The organism is Clostridium beijerinckii HUN142 (assembly GCF_000621745.1).
Taxonomy (GTDB): domain Bacteria; phylum Bacillota; class Clostridia; order Clostridiales; family Clostridiaceae; genus Clostridium; species Clostridium beijerinckii_A.
On sequence record NZ_JHXK01000012.1, the window covers coordinates 37,187 to 54,500 of the forward strand.

The following is a 17,314-nucleotide window of genomic DNA, read 5'->3' on the forward strand; positions in this document are numbered from 1 at the left end:
AATTAAAATATTTAAATTTTAAATTTACTTAATAATTCGTATTATTTTCTTAAATTTTTTACTTATTTTATGTTTAAAGATTCTTACAGGTGAATCTATGCGCTTGCACTAATTGCAGTAGTATAAATCTTTTCTAATAAATTAAGTGCTCCTTTATATCCAATATAAGTTCTTGATAATACTACCTCATATGATACCGGAAAACCAACTTCAATAATTGCCCCCTTTAGTTGTTTAGCTGTATCTCTTTCCCATGTAGTACCAAATATAATAGGAGGCTTATGTCCGAAGTCTGTCTGCTTCAGTAATTGGCCTATTACATACCCATCCTCTGCAAAATCAATATCCACAGATACATCTTCTGCTAATTTACTATATTCACTTGCGATTGCTCTTCTATGCTGTTCTGGAGGATTTTCAGTAATAATTTGTTTAGCCGGAATTAATCCTAACTGATTTACTAAAAATTTATTTAGAGCTAAATTATAAGCGCTATCTCCTACTACTGCATATTTAGCTGGTAGTCCCCACCAGTATTCAGCATAGAAATCTGAAAAATGCTCTAAATAATAGTAGTAATTTTTTTCTTCATCTTTTATAAAATCTTCACTTTTTTGTTTATCTATTCCTGAGAAGTCAACTACTTTACGCAAAAATGCACTTGTTTCCTTTGCTCCAATAGGAACAATAGGGATGTGTAGAAATGGTTGTTCATATTTATTTTCAAGATGCTTAGCAGTGTCTAAGCCAAGCCAAGGAGAAAGCACTAAATTAAACTGTGCCCTAGGTATATCTTTCCACTCGCTTACTCCTTTTGATTCTGGTCCAAATAGAATGTTTACTTTAAGCCCTGCTCCTTCAAGCACACGTTTTATTTCTGTAAGATCTCCACGCCAAAATGTATTTTGATATGGCAAAAGTGACCACACATTAACTAAACCTTTCTCTTTTTCTCCATCATATTCTCCAACATATTGATCTATAATAGCCTTTGTAACTAATTCATGACCTATAAAATTATTTCCCTTAAATCCACCAGTTTCCGCATATACAATAGGATCTCCTTTTTTCTGAAATTCTCCAACAACTGCTCCAACATCATCTCCAACAATTTCTCCAATACACCCTGTAAGAACTACAAATAAATCTGCATCCATGATTTTTAATGAAGCTCTGATTAATTCTCTTAGCCGATTTTCTCCACCAAATACAACTTCATTTTCACCTGCATTAGAACTTGGTGATACTGCTCCTCCACTATACCCTCCACCTTGAAAACCATTACAAAAAGCAAGCCCTGTATATTGTTTATCAGCACAACCAGGCCCACAGTTTACAATAGGCATAACTCCTGGAATAGATGATGCACTATAAAGTGCTCCTATTGCGCACCCATAACGTACTTGATTTATAGAATTTGTTTGTTGCAATTTTATATTTTCATTGATTCCCATAATCTTCTCCTTCAAAAATTAACTATATTATTTTTTCATTTAATATCTCAGGTTTTTTTGCAAGTATATAAGGATCTTCTTGATCAAGCCACCACTTTGTATAAGGCAATTTGACATGCTCTTTAAGGTCTTGATGAAACTTTTTATGTGCCAGAACATCTAATACAGCCTCTCCTAAATTAATCATTCCATCATAACCTATGGCAAGGTGTTCATCTCCAAGTGGTGCTGCTGGTATTCCAAGTCTTGAAGCTAAAGGAGCAAGTCCATTATGCCTTATTAATATAAAATCTGGATTTGTCTTTTTTAAGAGTCCATAAAATTGATATTGTTGTCTATTACTTACACTAAATGAAGGTACATCATCATAATTATCTATTAAAAATTTAAGAGAATCCTGCTTTGAATCTCCACTATCATAAACTGGATCATGATGAAATACTAAAGAACCATTTACTTCAACTCCTAGTTCTCTCAAAACAGTAATTAAACCATGAGCATAAGCTGAACCAGTTGCAACATATCCTTTTACGCCTTTAAGTTTTTCCCTAAGTTCTTTTAGCTTAGGTTTTATTCTTTCATGTTCTTTTTTGATAAAAGCTTCAGCAAGTTCCTCTTTATGAGTGACTCTTGCTATTTCACGTATCCAAGCATCTGTACCTGCAAAGCCATAAGGTTGAGGCGCCTTTATTTCTGGAACTCCAAATTCTTGTTCTAATGCTGCTGCCATATACGATGATAAGGTATAACAAAAACCAACTGTTCCTGCTGCTTCTGAAAGTTGTGCAAGATCATCTACCGTAGCTAAATCCACAACATAATTTACTCTTAACCCTAACTCTCCTAGCATTGGTGTGAATACATCAGATCCCCAAAGATTTATAACATTAATTAAATCTTCCTGCTTTTTAGGATTTTTACGTACAATTTTTCTAAGAATTCCATGTTGAGTAGCATCAAAACCTGTGCTCCAATGTTTTGATCTAAAGCCTTCACAGGCAAGTGGAATTACGGGTATGCCAATTTCATCTTCTGCTTCCGCAGCCACACTCTCCATATCTTCTCCAATGATTCCTGTCGCGCAAGATGTACCTAAAAAAATGGCCTTAGGACTATACCTTTCAAAAGCATCTTTAATTGATTGTTTTAACTTTTTAACACCTCCAAATACCATGTCACTTTCATCTAAGTTAGTACAAATAATATTAATTTATTTATATTACTTAGTCATCAAACAATGTTGTACTTAGATATCTATCTCCCCTATCAGGAAAAACAATAACTATATTTCCACCATCGATTTCCTCAGATAACTTCAATGCTGCTGCAAGTATTGCTCCAGATGATGATCCAACTATTAAACCTTCCTTTTTAGCCAGTAACTTTACATTCTTAAAAGCCTCATCATCATTAACCTTTATAACTTTATCAACTAAAGATATATCCATTGTTTTAGGAACAAAATCATTTCCTATACCCTCTATTTTGTAACTCTTATGCTCTCCACCGACCATTGTTGACCCTTCTGGATCTGCGAGTACTCCTTTAATATCCTTATCCTTTTCTTTTAGATATTTTATGATCCCCGTAAATGTGCCTCCACTTCCCGCACCTGCCACAAAATAATTTATATTACCATCTAATGCTTTATATATTTCAGGGCCTGTTGTTTCATAATGAGCTAAAGGATTATCTTCATTTTCAAATTGACCTAGACTAATGCTATTGGGAATCTCTTTTAATAACTCATTAGCTTTATTTATAGCTCCAAGCATCCCTTCTTCATCTGGAGTATTAATGATTTTAGCCCCCAAAGCTTTCATTAGCTTTTGCTTTTCTATTGAAAATTTGGTTGGTACTACAAAGATTATATTATAGCCTCTATTTATTGCCGCTAGAGCTATACCAAGACCAGTATTTCCTGCTGTTGCATCAACTATGGTATACCCCCTCTTTAAGCTTCCATTTCTCTCAGCTCCCTCAATCATTGTTACTCCAATTCTATCTTTTATACTGCCACCAGGATTAAAACATTCAAGTTTAGCAAATATATTAACATTTTTTTTAACATTGATATGTGTGAGTTTTATAAGCGGAGTATTTCCAATAAGTTCTTTTACATCACTTACATAATTCATATCAAACTCTCCTTAAATCCATTGTTTAAGTCCTCAATTAGATCATCAATATTTTCTATCCCTACTGACAACCTAACTAGATTATCGACAATTCCAACCTCCTGCCTTATTTTATATGGAATTGCTGCATGTGTCATGCTAGCTGGGTGACATATTAAAGATTCCACCCCACCTAGACTTTCTCCTAAAGTTATAAGTCTTAGTGAACTTAGAAACTTTTTGTAATCTATCTTTTCATTTATAACAAAAGACAATACTCCCCCAAAGCCAGATGCTTGTTTCTTATGAATTTCATATCCTTTCGAATCTTTTATTCCTGGATAATAAATTTTAGCGATATAGTCACTTTGTGATAAAAATTGTGCTATTTTCTCTGCATTTTCATTGTGCCTATCTAATCTAACACCTAAAGTTTTTATGCCTTGAAGCAATATAAATGAATCAAATGGTCCAAGTACTCCTCCCGTTGAATTTTGTATAAAATGTAACTTGTCCCAAAGCTCATCATTATTTACAGCTATTAATCCAGCTACTACATTACTATGACCTCCTAAATACTTAGTAGCACTATGAACAACAATATCCGCTCCAAATTCTAAAGGTCTTTGCAAATATGGTGACATAAACGTATTATCTACAACAGTAAGTGCTCCGTATTCCTTTGCAAGCTTACTAACCTCTTCTATATCTGTAATATCCATGAGCGGATTTGTTGGAGTTTCAATAAAAACGGCCTTTATACTTGCGTTGTCCTTTCCATTTTCTAGAATTCTTTTTACATCATTTAGTCTAGAAAAGTCAACTATCTCATATTGAAGATTAAAATTCTTAAATACTTTATCAATTACTCTAAAAGTTCCTCCATAAAGATTACTTGGAATTATCACTTTGTCACCGCTATGAAATAAAGATAAAACAGCCGTAATAGCAGCCATTCCGCTGCTAAATGCAAGTCCACCGCTTCCACTTTCTAACAAGGCAATGGTTTTCTCTAATGCTTCCCTTGTCGGATTTCCAGTCCTTGAATATTCATATCCTTTATTTTTACCTAACTGTTCTTGCTTATATGTGGAAGTTTGATAGATTGGAACATTCACCGATCCTGTTGTCTCATCCCCATCAATTGCACCATGAACTAATAATGATTCTATTTTCATTTTTCTCTCCTCCTCAAGGTTTCGCTAGTGCAAAGTTTTCTACACTATTCTTTATTTCTTATATATAAATGTTGCTACTATTTCTAAATATAAATTACTATATATTACTCATATTATTCTTATTTGTTTACTATGTTTTAGAATAAATAAAATATTTATATTTTATTTTCTTTCACAATTGTCATTATGAATCTTTAATAATTTTTTAATACTTGTTTCTATTCATATTAATCAACTAATTTCCTATCCATGAGAGAAAGTTTCAACAACTTCTTTATCATATAATTGACCATGTATATCTTGATTTTTACCTGGAACTCCACAGGCATCAGCTCTGCAATGTTTGCAGTGCCTAAATACATCAAGATATTCACCTGCTTCTCCCCTACATTTATCAAGCATTAGGCATGATGGCGCTTCAAGATGAGAAAGTTCGTTTTGTGGTATTAGTGGAATTATATTTAATATTGATGCTCCTAACTCCTTAGTTACTTTAGCTATCTCCTTGATATGTCTATCATTAATTCCTGGTATTAAGACACTATTTATTTTTACTATAACTCCTAATTCGCTAATCTTTTTAATACCTCTAAGTTGTGCATTTATTAACTTCTTTGCACCTTCTTCCCCTTCTAGTCTTTTACCATCTTCATCAATTACAAAAGAACATATATCTTTTTGAATCTTTGGATCGATGGCATTAACAGTAACAGTTATTGTCTCAACCCCAGCTTCAACAATCTTTTCTGCCTTTTCTTCCAATCTTAATCCATTGGTACTTAAGCAGTTAATAAGATGAGGAAATTCTTTTTTTACTAATTTAAAAGTCTCAAGAGCATGATCAGTTGCAAGTGTATCTCCTGGGCCTGCAATCCCAACAACACTAATTTCTGGACATAACATTAATGCTTTCCTAACAGTTTTTACAGCCTCTTCTGGAATAAGTAGTAATGAACTTACCCCTGGACGCACTTCTGATTTATTAAATCCCCTTCTGCAAAACTTACATTGCATGTTACATGAGGGACTCACTGGTAAGTGTATCCTCCCATATTTAAAATGCGCCTCCCCACCTAGGCACGGATGAGTTTTTACAAGGTGGTCAAAATTCCCCATATAGTTCACTTCCTTTATTCTAACTTTGATCAAAATTTATTCACTATCCAAAGTTTATTTTTATACTCTAAGTCCTAATTTAATTGAATTCTTTAAATACTATTTACTTACTTGAATCATACTTATAACTTAGATTATTAATATAAATCTAAAATATTTACTTTTGAATTTAGCACTTTTTTTAGTATATCTTCTATAAAATAAGGTGCCTCAATTCCTTTTATTCCTTTCGACTCAACCTCAGCTAAGGCTCCTTGTCCAATTCTCGCTACAAAGACTGCTTTACAATCATATATTAATTCAATAGATTTACTTAAAGCATCCTCAGTATGTTGAAATTCCTGGCACGATGGCTCATTAAATCTTGTCTCTACATACTTATATTCTTTATCATCCACTTCAACAATTAAGAATTGCTTTGTTCTTCCAAAATGTTGATTTACAACTTTTCCATCACTGCTTGCAAATGCTATTTTGTATGACATATCTTCCTCCTCTTTAAAATGCTGGAACTACCGCAGACCCATATTTTTCTTTAATAAAGTTTTTAACATCATCTGTAGTTAGGGCTGAAACAAGTGCCTTGATTTCTTTTCTATCTTTATCTCCTTTTCTAACCGTAATTACATTTGCGTAAGGAGAATCTCCATCTTCCCTCAGAATTGCTGTATTTGGATCAATTTTAGCATCTAAAATTATATTAGTATTTATTACTGCTCCCGCTAAATCTCCAAGAGATCTAGGTAATTGTGCTACATCTGCCTCTACAAATTGAAGATGTTTAGGATTTTCAGCTATATCATTTGGTGTCGCAGAATAATTTTCTAATCCACTTTTTAGTTTAATTAGTCCATTTTTTTCAAGAAGAACTAAAGCTCTATATTCATTTGAAGTGTTGTTAGGTATACCTATCTTATCCCCATCTTGTAAATCATTTATTGATTTAAGTTTATTAGAATATAATCCTATGGGCTCAACGTGTATTTTTCCTGCCACTTCAAAGTCGTATCCTTTTTCTTTTGATACAGACTCTAAGTAAGGAACATGTTGAAAATAATTTGCATCAATTTGCTTTTCATCCAATGCCGGATTTAGCTGGCCTTCATCATCAAGGGTCACTATTTCTAAGTTAATACCTTGTTCCTTTAGTTTTGGCTTAATATGCTCTAATATCTCAGCATGCGGTGTTAATGCTGCACCTACTTTTAAAGTCACTTCGCTCTTTTCAGTTGTTGTTGATGCACTTGTAGCTTTGCTTGCATCTTCTTTGTTAGCTGAGCATCCAGCAAATACTCCTACTAAAAGTAATCCACTTGTAATTATTGATAATAATTTTTTCTTCAATTTAATCCCTCCATATTTATTCAAACTTAAATCTCTTCTTATTAATTGACTTTGCGATGAGATCTCCAATAAGCTGTATAGCTTGTACTATAATAACTAGAATAACTACAGTCCCTATAAGTACATCTGTACGAAATCTTTGGTAGCCAAATCTTATAGCTAAACTTCCAAGTCCGCCAGCACCAATTGCACCTGCTATAGCTGTAAAGCCTATTATTCCTATAATTGCTATAGTTATTCCTCTTACAATTGAAGGAAGAGCTTCTGGAAGCAGAACTTTTTTTATTATATCAATAGGAGTTGCGCCCATTGATTCTGCAGCTTCTATTTTTCCAAATTCAACTTCCTTTAAGCTGTTTTCAATTATTCTCGCAATAAATGGAGCTGAACCTATTGAAATAGATACTATTGCTGCATTTGCACCCAATGTTGTCCCAACAATAAATTTTGATAATGGCAATAATATAATTATTAATATTATTTCAGGCGTGGATCTTATTACATTAATTAAGAAACCAGCGATTTTGTTGACTTTATATAAAGGAAAAATCCCGCCTTTATCTGTAACAACCAATAATACTCCAATTGGTACGCCTATCAAAAAGGCTACTATTGATGAAAGCAATACAATATATAAAGTTTCCTCTGTTCCAACTAAAAGTAATTTAATTAAATCATTGCTCATATTCCTTCACCTCCTGAAAATTTCCTATTATTTTGAAATCCTTCTGTTATTGTTATAAATTTCTTTAAAGTATCACTTTTAGGATTTAAAAATAAGTTTTCTGTATTTCCCTCTTCTACTATATGACCATCTTCTAAAACTACCATATTATTAGTGCAAAACCTTAACACATCTAGTTCGTGTGTTATTATCACTATTGTTAAGTTTAACCTTTGGTTTATATTTTTCAAAAGTTCTAAAATTGAAAAGGTGGTTTGTGGATCTAAAGCAGAAGTTGCTTCATCGCTTAATAATACATCAGGCTGATTAGCTAATGCTCTTGCAATACCAACCCTTTGTTTTTGCCCTCCACTTAGTTGAAGTGGATATGAATCCCTCTTTTCTGACAATTCAACTAATTCTAATATCTCTTCAACTCTTCTCTTTATTGCATCTTTCTTATATCCTGAAATTTCTAATGGAAAAGCAATATTTTCATAAACAGTTTTTGAATCAAATAAATTAAATTGTTGAAATATCATACCTATTTTTTTTCTAGCACTTCTTAATTCTTTTCTATTTAACTTAGTTATCTCATTTTCTCCAATGATTATATTACCAGAATCAGGTTTTTCAAGGCCATTTAAGCAACGTATTAATGTCGATTTACCTGCGCCGCTAAAACCAATTACTCCAAATATATCCCCTTGCACTATTTCTAGGCTTATATCTCTCAATACCTCAACTTTTCCTGTTTGAGTATTAAATGTTTTACTTATATTCTTAACAGTTATCATAAAATTGCCTCCCATTACCTCGAATAGTGATTTTTTAAGTCTTCCTATTCCTTATAATATGCCTAAAGGATTTTAAACTAAATTATATAATCCTCATCTAAATCCATTAATCCATATTCTATTAAAATTTCTTCGAGTCTGTCTTGAGTCATTGGTTTTGGAATTACAAATAAATCATTTTCTTCTATCTTTCTAGCTAATTCTCTGTACTCATCAGCCTGTTTATCTTCTGGGTTAAACTCTATGACAGTCTTTTTTCTTATTTCAGCTCTCTGAACAACATTATTTCTTGGTACAAAATGAATTAATTGTGTCCCAAGTTCCTTTGCAAAAGCTTTCAACAGGTCAAGCTCTCTATCAACATTTCTGCTATTACATATTATTCCTCCAAGTCTAACTCCACCTTTTAGCGCATACTTTTGAATTCCTTTGGAGATGTTATTTGCAGCATATAATGCCATCATTTCACCGCTTGCAACTATATATATTTCTTTTGCTTTACCTTCTCTTATAGGCATTGCAAAACCTCCACATACAACATCCCCAAGAACGTCGTAAAATACATAATCTAAATCTTCAGTGTAGGCTCCTAACCTTTCAAGCATTCCAATAGAAGTTATAATTCCTCTTCCTGCGCATCCAACTCCAGGCTCTGGGCCTCCGGATTCAACGCATTTTATACCTTTAAAGCCTGTCTTCATAATGGCTTCAAGCTCTATATCTTCTCCTTCTTCTCTTAAAGTATCTAAAACAGTTCTTTGAGCTAGTCCCCCTAATAATAATCTTGTTGAATCTGCTTTAGGATCGCAACCAACTACCATTACATTTTTCCCAAGCTCTGCAAGTCCTGCTGTTAAATTTTGAGTAGTTGTTGATTTTCCTATTCCCCCCTTACCGTAAATTGCTACTTGTCTTAAAGTTTTTTCTGTCATTGCTATATTCTCCTTTTTTATAAATTATTAAAACTTAGCGGCATATAAAAATATAAATTCTTTTAATTTGTCATTTCTCTATTTTAATATGCCTAAAGTATTTTTAAGCTTTCCCTGTGATTAGCTTAAAGCTTCCTTAAAAGCTTGTCTTAGGTCATTAATCAAATCTTCGGAATCCTCAAGACCAATTGAAAGCCTAATAGTTTCTTGAGGAATTTTTGCTAATTTTAATTGTTCTTCTGTTAATTCTCCATGGGTTGTCTTAGGTACATTAACAATTAAAGATCCAGCATCTCCAACATTAGCTTGATAACTAAATAGTTTTACTGAATTTATTAATTTATAAATTTGTTCTGTATTTCCTTTAAAACCAAAAGTAAAGGTTGAGCCTACTCCTTTAGCAAAATATTTATCTGCTAAAAATTTATATGGGCTTCCCTCGATTTGAGGATAATTTATCCAGGCAACAGATTCTTCATTTTTAAGATAATCTATTATTTTTCTTGTGTTATTAATTTGCTTCTGGACCCTTTCAGATAATATTTCTAAACCTATTAATATCAAATAAGCATCAAAAGGACTTAAAACCGCTCCAAAATATGTTAGATAATCTAATCTGATTTTTCCAGCAAATGCACTTTCTTTAAATACATCTATATAACTTCTTTCATTTCCCTCTAAATCTTTTAGAGTAAAGTACGGTTCAGAAAACTGAGGATACCTTCCATTTGCCCAATTGAATTTACCACTATCAACTATTACTCCTGCAATCACGTTTCCATGGCCACTTAGGGCTTTTGTTGCTGAGTATATTACTATATCTGCTCCATATTTAATAGGATTAAATAGATATGGTGTTGCGAATGTATTATCAACAATTAGTGGAATATTATTTTCATGTGCTATCTTAGCGATTGCCTCTATATCATATAATGCTGCATTAGGGTTGCTTATAGTTTCTATAAAGATTGCTTTTGTGTCTTCTTTTATAGATTTTCTAAATTCCTCAATATCATTGTCATCTTCAATCCTGTCAATTTGGATTCCGAACTTAGGATAAAGTTTTTTTAAAGCATCTACGGTTCCACCATACAATTGATGTGTTGTTAAAATTCTTCCTCCCCCTTCTGCTACTACAAGTAATGCATAAGTTATAGCTGCCATTCCTGATGCAACGCCTACCGCTGCTATTCCACCATCCAAAGAAGCTATTCTATTTTCCAAAACACTAACTGTTGGATTTCCAAGTCTGCTATAAATAAAACCTTCTTCAGAAAGACTCGCTAACCTATCAAATCTTTCTGCTTCCCCTACTTCAAAAGATGCTGTTGCATATATCGGTACTGATACAGCATCATTATGTTCCTTTGGATTGTATCCTCCTCTAACTTTAATAGTATCGAACTTGTAATTACTCATCTTTCTCCCTCCAAATTTATCAATTATTCATGTTAATTTGCATTAATAATTCTTATAAAAGTGCTCATATTTAAAGCCTCTATAAATCCCTTTTATATTAGTTGACTTAAATCCATCTCAAACCCACTATTTATCTATAAATATTTATATATTTTTATATTTAAATTCTTATATAGATACATATTTAAATGGTTAAATTTTTTTCTATTTAACCATATACATATTTAAACTCTTACATATTTTCATATTTATCTATAGGTGTTTAGCACTCTATCATATATGTCCTCAATTGCTCTAAGCCCACCATTGTATCCAGCATAACCACAATTTAATACAAGTCTATATGTTACTGGCACACTAGTGATAAGCAAATCTGCATTTAATTTTGCCGCTAAATCTCTATCCCAGCCACTTCCAAGTATTAAAGCCCTGCCTTCTTGAAAATCCTTTTCTTTTTCCTTTTCTATTTCCAATTGAACTATACCAGCATCTACATTAAATTCAACTTCTGCTGATCGATATTCAGATATGCTTTCAAATTCTTTTATTATAGATTCTTTATATTGCTCTGGGGTATCATCAATAATAAATTGCTTTCCTGGAAGTATTCCAAGTTCATTTAATAGGAATTTAGAAAATCCTAATGAATACGATGCATCTAAAATGCTGTAGAATTTTCTAGGCAACCCATATCTAAACTCAAGCATAAAGTCCGCAGTTTTTTCTATATGAAAATAAAATTTTTCTTCTTCTTTCTTTATAAAATTCTCAACCTTATTCTTATCTAAATCTGCAAATTCACCAACTTGCCTTAAAAATTTCGATGTAGCTATTGCTCCTATTGGTAAGTATGGAAAATGCACGTATGGTGTTTTATATTTATTTTTTAGATGTTCTGCAATATTTAATCCTACCCATGAACTTGCAACTATATTAAACTCCGCATTAGGTATTGTCTTCCATTCTTCAATGCCATTAGATTCATTTCCAAAAAGTATATTTACTTCTAAACCAATACCTTCAAGAACTCTTTTTATTTCTTCTAAATTTCCACTCCAATATGGATCTTGGTAAGGTACTGTTGCAAATACATTTACAAGTCCCTTTTTTACACTATTGCTATTTTTGAATTTATCTACATATTGATCTATTATTGCATTGACAACTTCACTGTGGCTTACATAGTTATTGCTTTTAAATCCACCTGTCTCCACATATACAATAGGTTTATCTTGTTCTTGATATTTTGATGTTACGCTTCCTACATCGTCTCCAACAATATCTGATGTGCATCCAGTAAGTACCACATACAAATCAGCATCTATTACTTGGAAAGCTCCATCAATAACATTCTTAAGTTTTCGTTCCCCACCAAACACTACATCAGCTTCTGTAGCATTAGTACACGGAATTGTATTTCCTCCAGCATAGCCTTCGCCTTGTCCTATTAAAGAACTGATTTTATTACTGCATCCTGGTCCAGAATGTAGTATAGGAACTCCTCGTTTTATGGCTATTACTGTTTGCTGTGCTCCTAAAGCACAGGAAAATCTAGGTTGTTCAATAATTTTCGACACTACTATTACCTCCTAAGAAAGTAAATGGATCTTGATCTAGCCACCATTTTGTATAAGGCATAGTACTATGCTTGGCTAAATTACTTACAAATTCTCTATTATCAAGAGTTTCAACTATTCTTGAAGCATAATTTAAAACTCCCTGGTATCCAAAACCAAATTGCTCATCCCCAATTAATAAAGTTGGTATTCCAAGCTTTGCCCCCCACATAGTCATTCCACCGTGTCTTGCAATCATAAGATCTGGTTTTACTCTGTTTAATATATTAACCAATTCATAGGCTTGTTTATTACAAACATTATAGTGCTTGATATCACCATAAATATTGACTGTTTGAGCTAAAGCATCTGAATCCTTATTTTTATTATCATATAAAGGATCATGATGAAATATTGCTGCTCCTTGAACATTTAAACCAAGCTCTCTAAGCATCGCTATTATTGCGTGGCCATGAGCCGCTCCTGCTGTTACATATGCTGTCTTTCCTTTTAGTTTTTCTCTATATTCTTCAAGTTTAGGAAGAACTCTTTCATGTTCTTCCTCTATAATTTTTTCAATTTCTTCTTCCCTGTCTAATACTTTACCTATCTCTCTCATCCATATATCAGTTCCTTCTATTCCATATGCTGGTGGAGCTTTTATTTCCTTTACTCCATATTCTTGCTCTAAAGCTGCTCCCAAGTAAGTACTTAGTGAAGAACAGACATGAATCGTTGCTGTTGCTTCTGAAATATACTCTAGTTCTGCAACTGTTGAAAATGGTACGATATATTGCGCCTCATAACCTAATCTATTTAAAAATTCATCAAAAATGTGGCTTCCCCAAAAATTAGCAACATTAACCTTATTAGTCCTCTTTCTTGGAGGCTTTACTAGTTTTCTTAAAATTGAATGATAAGCAGCATCAAATCCTGTTGTCCAAATCTTTGATCTAAAGCCTTCGCAAGAACAAGATATAACTGGTATCCCTAGTTCCTTTGATAAATCCTCAGTTATTGAATCAACATCCTCACCTATGATCCCAGATGCACAGGATGTTGTAACAAAGATCGCATTAGGTTTTGTTCTTTTATAAGCTTCTCTTACAGCATCCTCTAATTTCTTAGCAGCACCGAAAACAGTGTCTTTTTCTTCAATGCAGGTGCTAAAATATCTTCCTATTGTAGCTGGAAGTTCTCTTTTCATCTGCTCAACTCTATAAGTAAAATTAAAACCAAAAAAATCTCCTGCGCATCCTATTGGTGCGTGATTTACAACTACTGCATCCCTTATCATTGCAAGTTGACAAAAAGCGTGCCCCGCATTACATCCCATGCATTGAGAAAATTTTCTTGAACAATCCTTTAACTTCCCTGCATGTGCACATGTTATAAGTTCTTTTGCAGAACCATTAAATCCAGTTATAGATCCCAATCTAGTTTCTCTTATAGTTACAGAAGATTCTTTTAGATTGATTGTTCCCATAATATTGATAGTCCTCCTTTAAATCATTGTTTAAATAAAATCTTTCAATATAAAAAAGAGGACATACTTCTACTCTTAGAAGTACATCCTCTGGTTTTCCAGTCAGATTCTTTAGATATTATTCTTTTCCATATCCTCTTATTCATATAAGATTGCTGTGTTTTTATATAATATATTCCCTAAATTAGAATTTGTCAACATCTTTTTAAGTTTATTATACTTGTAGTTCTCATTAATCTTTAGCTTTATAATGTATACTCGTCTAGATGTAAACTAAAGTACTTATCTCATTCTTATTTTTTCGTTCTTGTCCACCTGTATTACTACTCCATCCTGTATTATTAATGTTATTGATCCAAACCTTATTTTTTCAACCATCTTTAGTATTTCCTCTAGCTTTTTATTTTCTACAATTTCTTTACTATTAATAGCCATATAATCCCCTCCACAATTTGATATATATACAAATTATCTATATATAATTATTTACAAATCATATATTTCCCATAAAAATTTGGCATATAAATTTCTTCTAAAAAAATAAAATACCTCTGCAAAAAAACAGAGGCAGAAAATTTCCGCGGTTCCACTCTGATTGTTATCCTTAATGCTTAAGTGCATTTTTATTCCATAACATCTCTATGTGCTATATCAGGCACACCCGCTAAGCCTACTTCCATTTTCAGCTTAGTGCTCCAGGATGCATTCAATTAGGTTCAATTTAGAATTCCTCCCAGCCTTTTGAGAATTCCTCTCTAAAAAATTTCCACTAACTTACTTCTTCCCTTCATAGCTTTAATCTTTTTATAATTATATTAATTTTTATTCATATTATTCCTATTAAATTACTATGATTTATTTTTATTTAATTATATTCCATATAGTTGTAGTTAGTCAATATAGATTTATATTTTTTATCATTAAGATACTCACTCTATAAAAACAACTGTATTTTCAACTTATTTTATTCAATAAATATACAACACAGCCTATATATAAAATTATTTTTGTAATCGAATGAAAATAATATAATTTTAAGCGCAAAAAAAGCTACCTAAAATAAAGTAGCTTATAGTTATTATTTTACTAAATTTAATAAAACTGTATTAACTGCAAACAATGCCATAAAAATAACTGTTAATCTCACAAGAATCACTTCTTTAGTCCTTGACTTATTTTTTGAAAAGAACGTATCTTTTGTAGCTCCTTGTATTAAACCACTTAAAGCATCAGCCTTACTAGGTTGCATATAAATAACTAAAATGATAGCTAAACCCAATATTCCCTCAAAAATTAATAATATATTTTGCATAGGTAACACCTCCTATAATGATCAATAACATAAGTTTAATAATATCACATTTATTTACTTATTACAACTTATGTAACAAAAATTACATCAAGATTAAATTATTTATAATCTAGAAAAAGTTATAAGAAATAAATTCCCATAACTTTTTCCAATAAACTTTATTACAACTATTCTTTAGCAGGATAACTTTTATTTTAAAAATTATCCTTAATAATAATTTATTTTATATTAAAGAAAGCTTTTCTTCCTCTATACTCAGCAACCTCATCTAGCTCTTCTTCAATTCTTAACAATTGATTATACTTAGCAACTCTTTCAGATCTAGCTGGTGCTCCAGTCTTTATTTGACCTGCATTTACAGCTACAACTAGATCAGCTATAGTTGTATCTTCTGTCTCTCCGGACCTATGAGAAACAACTGCTGTATATCCAGCTCTATTTGCCATTTCTATAGCATTTAATGTTTCTGTTAATGTACCTATTTGATTTAATTTAATAAGGATTGAATTAGCTACACCAAGTTCAATACCTTTTTCAAGTCTTTCAGTATTAGTAACAAATAAATCATCACCAACTAACTGAACTTTCTTTCCTAATCTTTCAGTTATAAGCTTCCAACCTTCCCAATCTTCTTCTGCCATACCATCTTCAATTGAGATAATTGGATATTTATTAACCCAATCTTCAAAGAAATCAACCATTTCTGCTGATGTTAATGTCCTTCCCTCATGCTCTAATACATATTTACCATCTTTATAATATTCTGATGAAGCTGCATCAATTGCTATAAAGATTTCTTCTCCTGCCTTATATCCTGCTTTATCTACCGCTTCAATTATTACATCAAGAGCTTCTTGATTTGATTTTAAGTTTGGTGCAAATCCACCTTCATCACCAATACCAGTTGAGTAACCTTTATCATTTAAAATTTTCTTTAATGTATGATAAACTTCAGCACACATTCTTAAAGCTTCACTAAATGTAGGCGCTCCTGCTGGCATAATCATAAATTCTTGTAAGTCTACAGAGTTGTCAGCATGTGATCCACCATTTAGTATATTCATCATAGGCACTGGTAATACTTTTGAATTAACTCCACCTATATATCTATATAAAGGCATATCTAATGCATTTGCTGCTGCATTTGCCACAGCTAATGAAACTCCTAAGATGGCATTAGCTCCAAGCTTACTCTTATTATTTGTTCCATCTAATTCAATCAGCATTTTATCAATATAAGTTTGTTCAAATACATTGCTTCCAATTAATTCTTCTGCAATAATTTCATTTACATTTTTAATTGCATTTAAAACGCCTTTTCCTAAAAATTTATCTTTGTCACCATCTCTTAATTCCACTGCTTCGTACATTCCTGTTGAAGCCCCTGATGGTACTGCTGCTCTTCCAACTGTTCCATCTTCTAAATATATTTCTACCTCCACTGTAGGAAAACATCTTGAGTCTAAAATTTGTCTTGCAACCACATCTACAATTTCTAAATAATCTTTCATTTAATATTACCTCCTCATTTTTATAATTATACTGAGAACTGTTATCAATATAATTATAATACATAATTTACTAAATAAAAAGCTTTTTTATTTCATTTACCATAATATTATTGGTAAAACAATTTAGGAATATTCATATTATTTTTTATGTAAATATAAAACTCACTTATACAATATTAGTGGGATACAAAATCAAGCTTACATAATTTAATCTATCTCTTCTCAGATTAATAGTTTATCAATTTACTTAATCAATATAATGCTTATTAATATAGTACTATATTATTTAAAGTAACATCTCTTTATATTAACAGCGTTAGAAGCTTACTCAAAATGATAATAACATTATGATGTTTATAGCATTTACCTGAAAAATCATTATATTAAATATTCATTTTGAGTTCCTTCAAACCTGTACTTTTACATAT

Annotated in this window: 15 protein-coding genes, 1 pseudogene and 1 other annotated feature; all 16 genes and pseudogenes read right to left on the reverse strand. The window is 31.9% G+C overall.

All coding sequences use genetic code 11. The annotated features are described in order from the left end of the window. Positions 1-95: 95 nt before the first annotated feature. Positions 96-1,454 carry a nitrogenase component 1 gene (locus tag T483_RS0106755; protein ID WP_026886168.1) on the reverse strand — a complete coding sequence of 453 codons (1,359 nt, stop codon included), beginning with the start codon at positions 1,452-1,454 and terminating at the stop codon, positions 96-98. A 22-nt stretch (positions 1,455-1,476) separates the two neighbouring features. Beyond that, positions 1,477-2,664, reverse strand: a pseudogene (locus T483_RS28800) (nitrogenase component 1); the annotation flags it as partial. Between the two features lie 13 nt (positions 2,665-2,677). Further along, positions 2,678-3,592: a PLP-dependent cysteine synthase family protein gene (locus T483_RS0106765; RefSeq protein WP_026886169.1), complete on the reverse strand. Its 915-nt coding sequence runs from the start codon at positions 3,590-3,592 to the stop codon at positions 2,678-2,680. Next, positions 3,589-4,749, reverse strand: coding sequence for a trans-sulfuration enzyme family protein (locus tag T483_RS0106770; protein WP_026886170.1), 1,161 nt, complete (start codon positions 4,747-4,749; stop codon positions 3,589-3,591). The genes T483_RS0106765 and T483_RS0106770 overlap by 4 nt, the downstream gene beginning before the upstream one ends. 243 nt (positions 4,750-4,992) lie before the next feature. Next, positions 4,993-5,865, reverse strand: a complete 873-nt coding sequence (locus T483_RS0106775) for a radical SAM protein (protein WP_026886171.1) — start codon at positions 5,863-5,865, stop codon at positions 4,993-4,995. A 137-nt stretch (positions 5,866-6,002) separates the two neighbouring features. Beyond that, complete coding sequence (locus T483_RS0106780; RefSeq protein ID WP_026886172.1) at positions 6,003-6,350, reverse strand: NifB/NifX family molybdenum-iron cluster-binding protein; 348 nt, start codon at positions 6,348-6,350, stop codon at positions 6,003-6,005. Between the two features lie 13 nt (positions 6,351-6,363). Continuing rightward, on the reverse strand, positions 6,364-7,209 hold the full coding sequence (locus tag T483_RS0106785) for a MetQ/NlpA family ABC transporter substrate-binding protein (protein ID WP_026886173.1): 846 nt from the start codon (positions 7,207-7,209) through the stop codon (positions 6,364-6,366). Positions 7,210-7,225: 16 nt separating this feature from the next. Next, positions 7,226-7,894, reverse strand: a complete 669-nt coding sequence (locus T483_RS0106790) for a methionine ABC transporter permease (RefSeq protein ID WP_026886174.1) — start codon at positions 7,892-7,894, stop codon at positions 7,226-7,228. After that, a complete protein-coding gene (locus tag T483_RS0106795; RefSeq protein ID WP_026886175.1) occupies positions 7,891-8,670 on the reverse strand; it encodes a methionine ABC transporter ATP-binding protein in 780 nt (259 codons plus the stop codon). The genes T483_RS0106790 and T483_RS0106795 overlap by 4 nt, the downstream gene beginning before the upstream one ends. A gap of 77 nt (positions 8,671-8,747) precedes the next feature. Further along, entirely contained in the window at positions 8,748-9,602 is an 855-nt protein-coding gene (gene nifH / locus T483_RS0106800; protein ID WP_026886176.1) for a nitrogenase iron protein, read from the reverse strand. Positions 9,603-9,722: 120 nt separating this feature from the next. After that, positions 9,723-11,021, reverse strand: a complete 1,299-nt coding sequence (locus tag T483_RS0106805) for an O-acetylhomoserine aminocarboxypropyltransferase/cysteine synthase family protein (protein ID WP_026886177.1) — start codon at positions 11,019-11,021, stop codon at positions 9,723-9,725. 248 nt (positions 11,022-11,269) lie between these two features. Further along, positions 11,270-12,598 (reverse strand): nitrogenase component 1, encoded by a 1,329-nt coding sequence (locus tag T483_RS0106810; RefSeq protein WP_026886178.1) that lies wholly within the window; start codon positions 12,596-12,598, stop codon positions 11,270-11,272. After that, positions 12,582-14,063: a nitrogenase component 1 gene (locus T483_RS0106815; protein ID WP_026886179.1), complete on the reverse strand. Its 1,482-nt coding sequence runs from the start codon at positions 14,061-14,063 to the stop codon at positions 12,582-12,584. Before T483_RS0106815 ends, T483_RS0106810 begins: the two co-directional genes overlap by 17 nt. 282 nt (positions 14,064-14,345) lie before the next feature. Then, complete coding sequence (locus T483_RS28805) at positions 14,346-14,498, reverse strand: YezD family protein (RefSeq protein WP_035790066.1); 153 nt, start codon at positions 14,496-14,498, stop codon at positions 14,346-14,348. A 125-nt stretch (positions 14,499-14,623) separates the two neighbouring features. Further along, positions 14,624-14,863: a binding site (T-box leader), on the reverse strand. Between the two features lie 278 nt (positions 14,864-15,141). Next, positions 15,142-15,375: a preprotein translocase subunit SecG gene (gene secG, locus T483_RS0106830; protein WP_026886180.1), complete on the reverse strand. Its 234-nt coding sequence runs from the start codon at positions 15,373-15,375 to the stop codon at positions 15,142-15,144. Between the two features lie 218 nt (positions 15,376-15,593). Further along, the gene (gene eno, locus T483_RS0106835) at positions 15,594-16,886 is read right to left on the reverse strand and encodes a phosphopyruvate hydratase (protein ID WP_026886181.1); all 1,293 of its coding nucleotides are present in this window, start codon (positions 16,884-16,886) and stop codon (positions 15,594-15,596) included. Between the last annotated feature and the right edge of the window lie 428 nt (positions 16,887-17,314).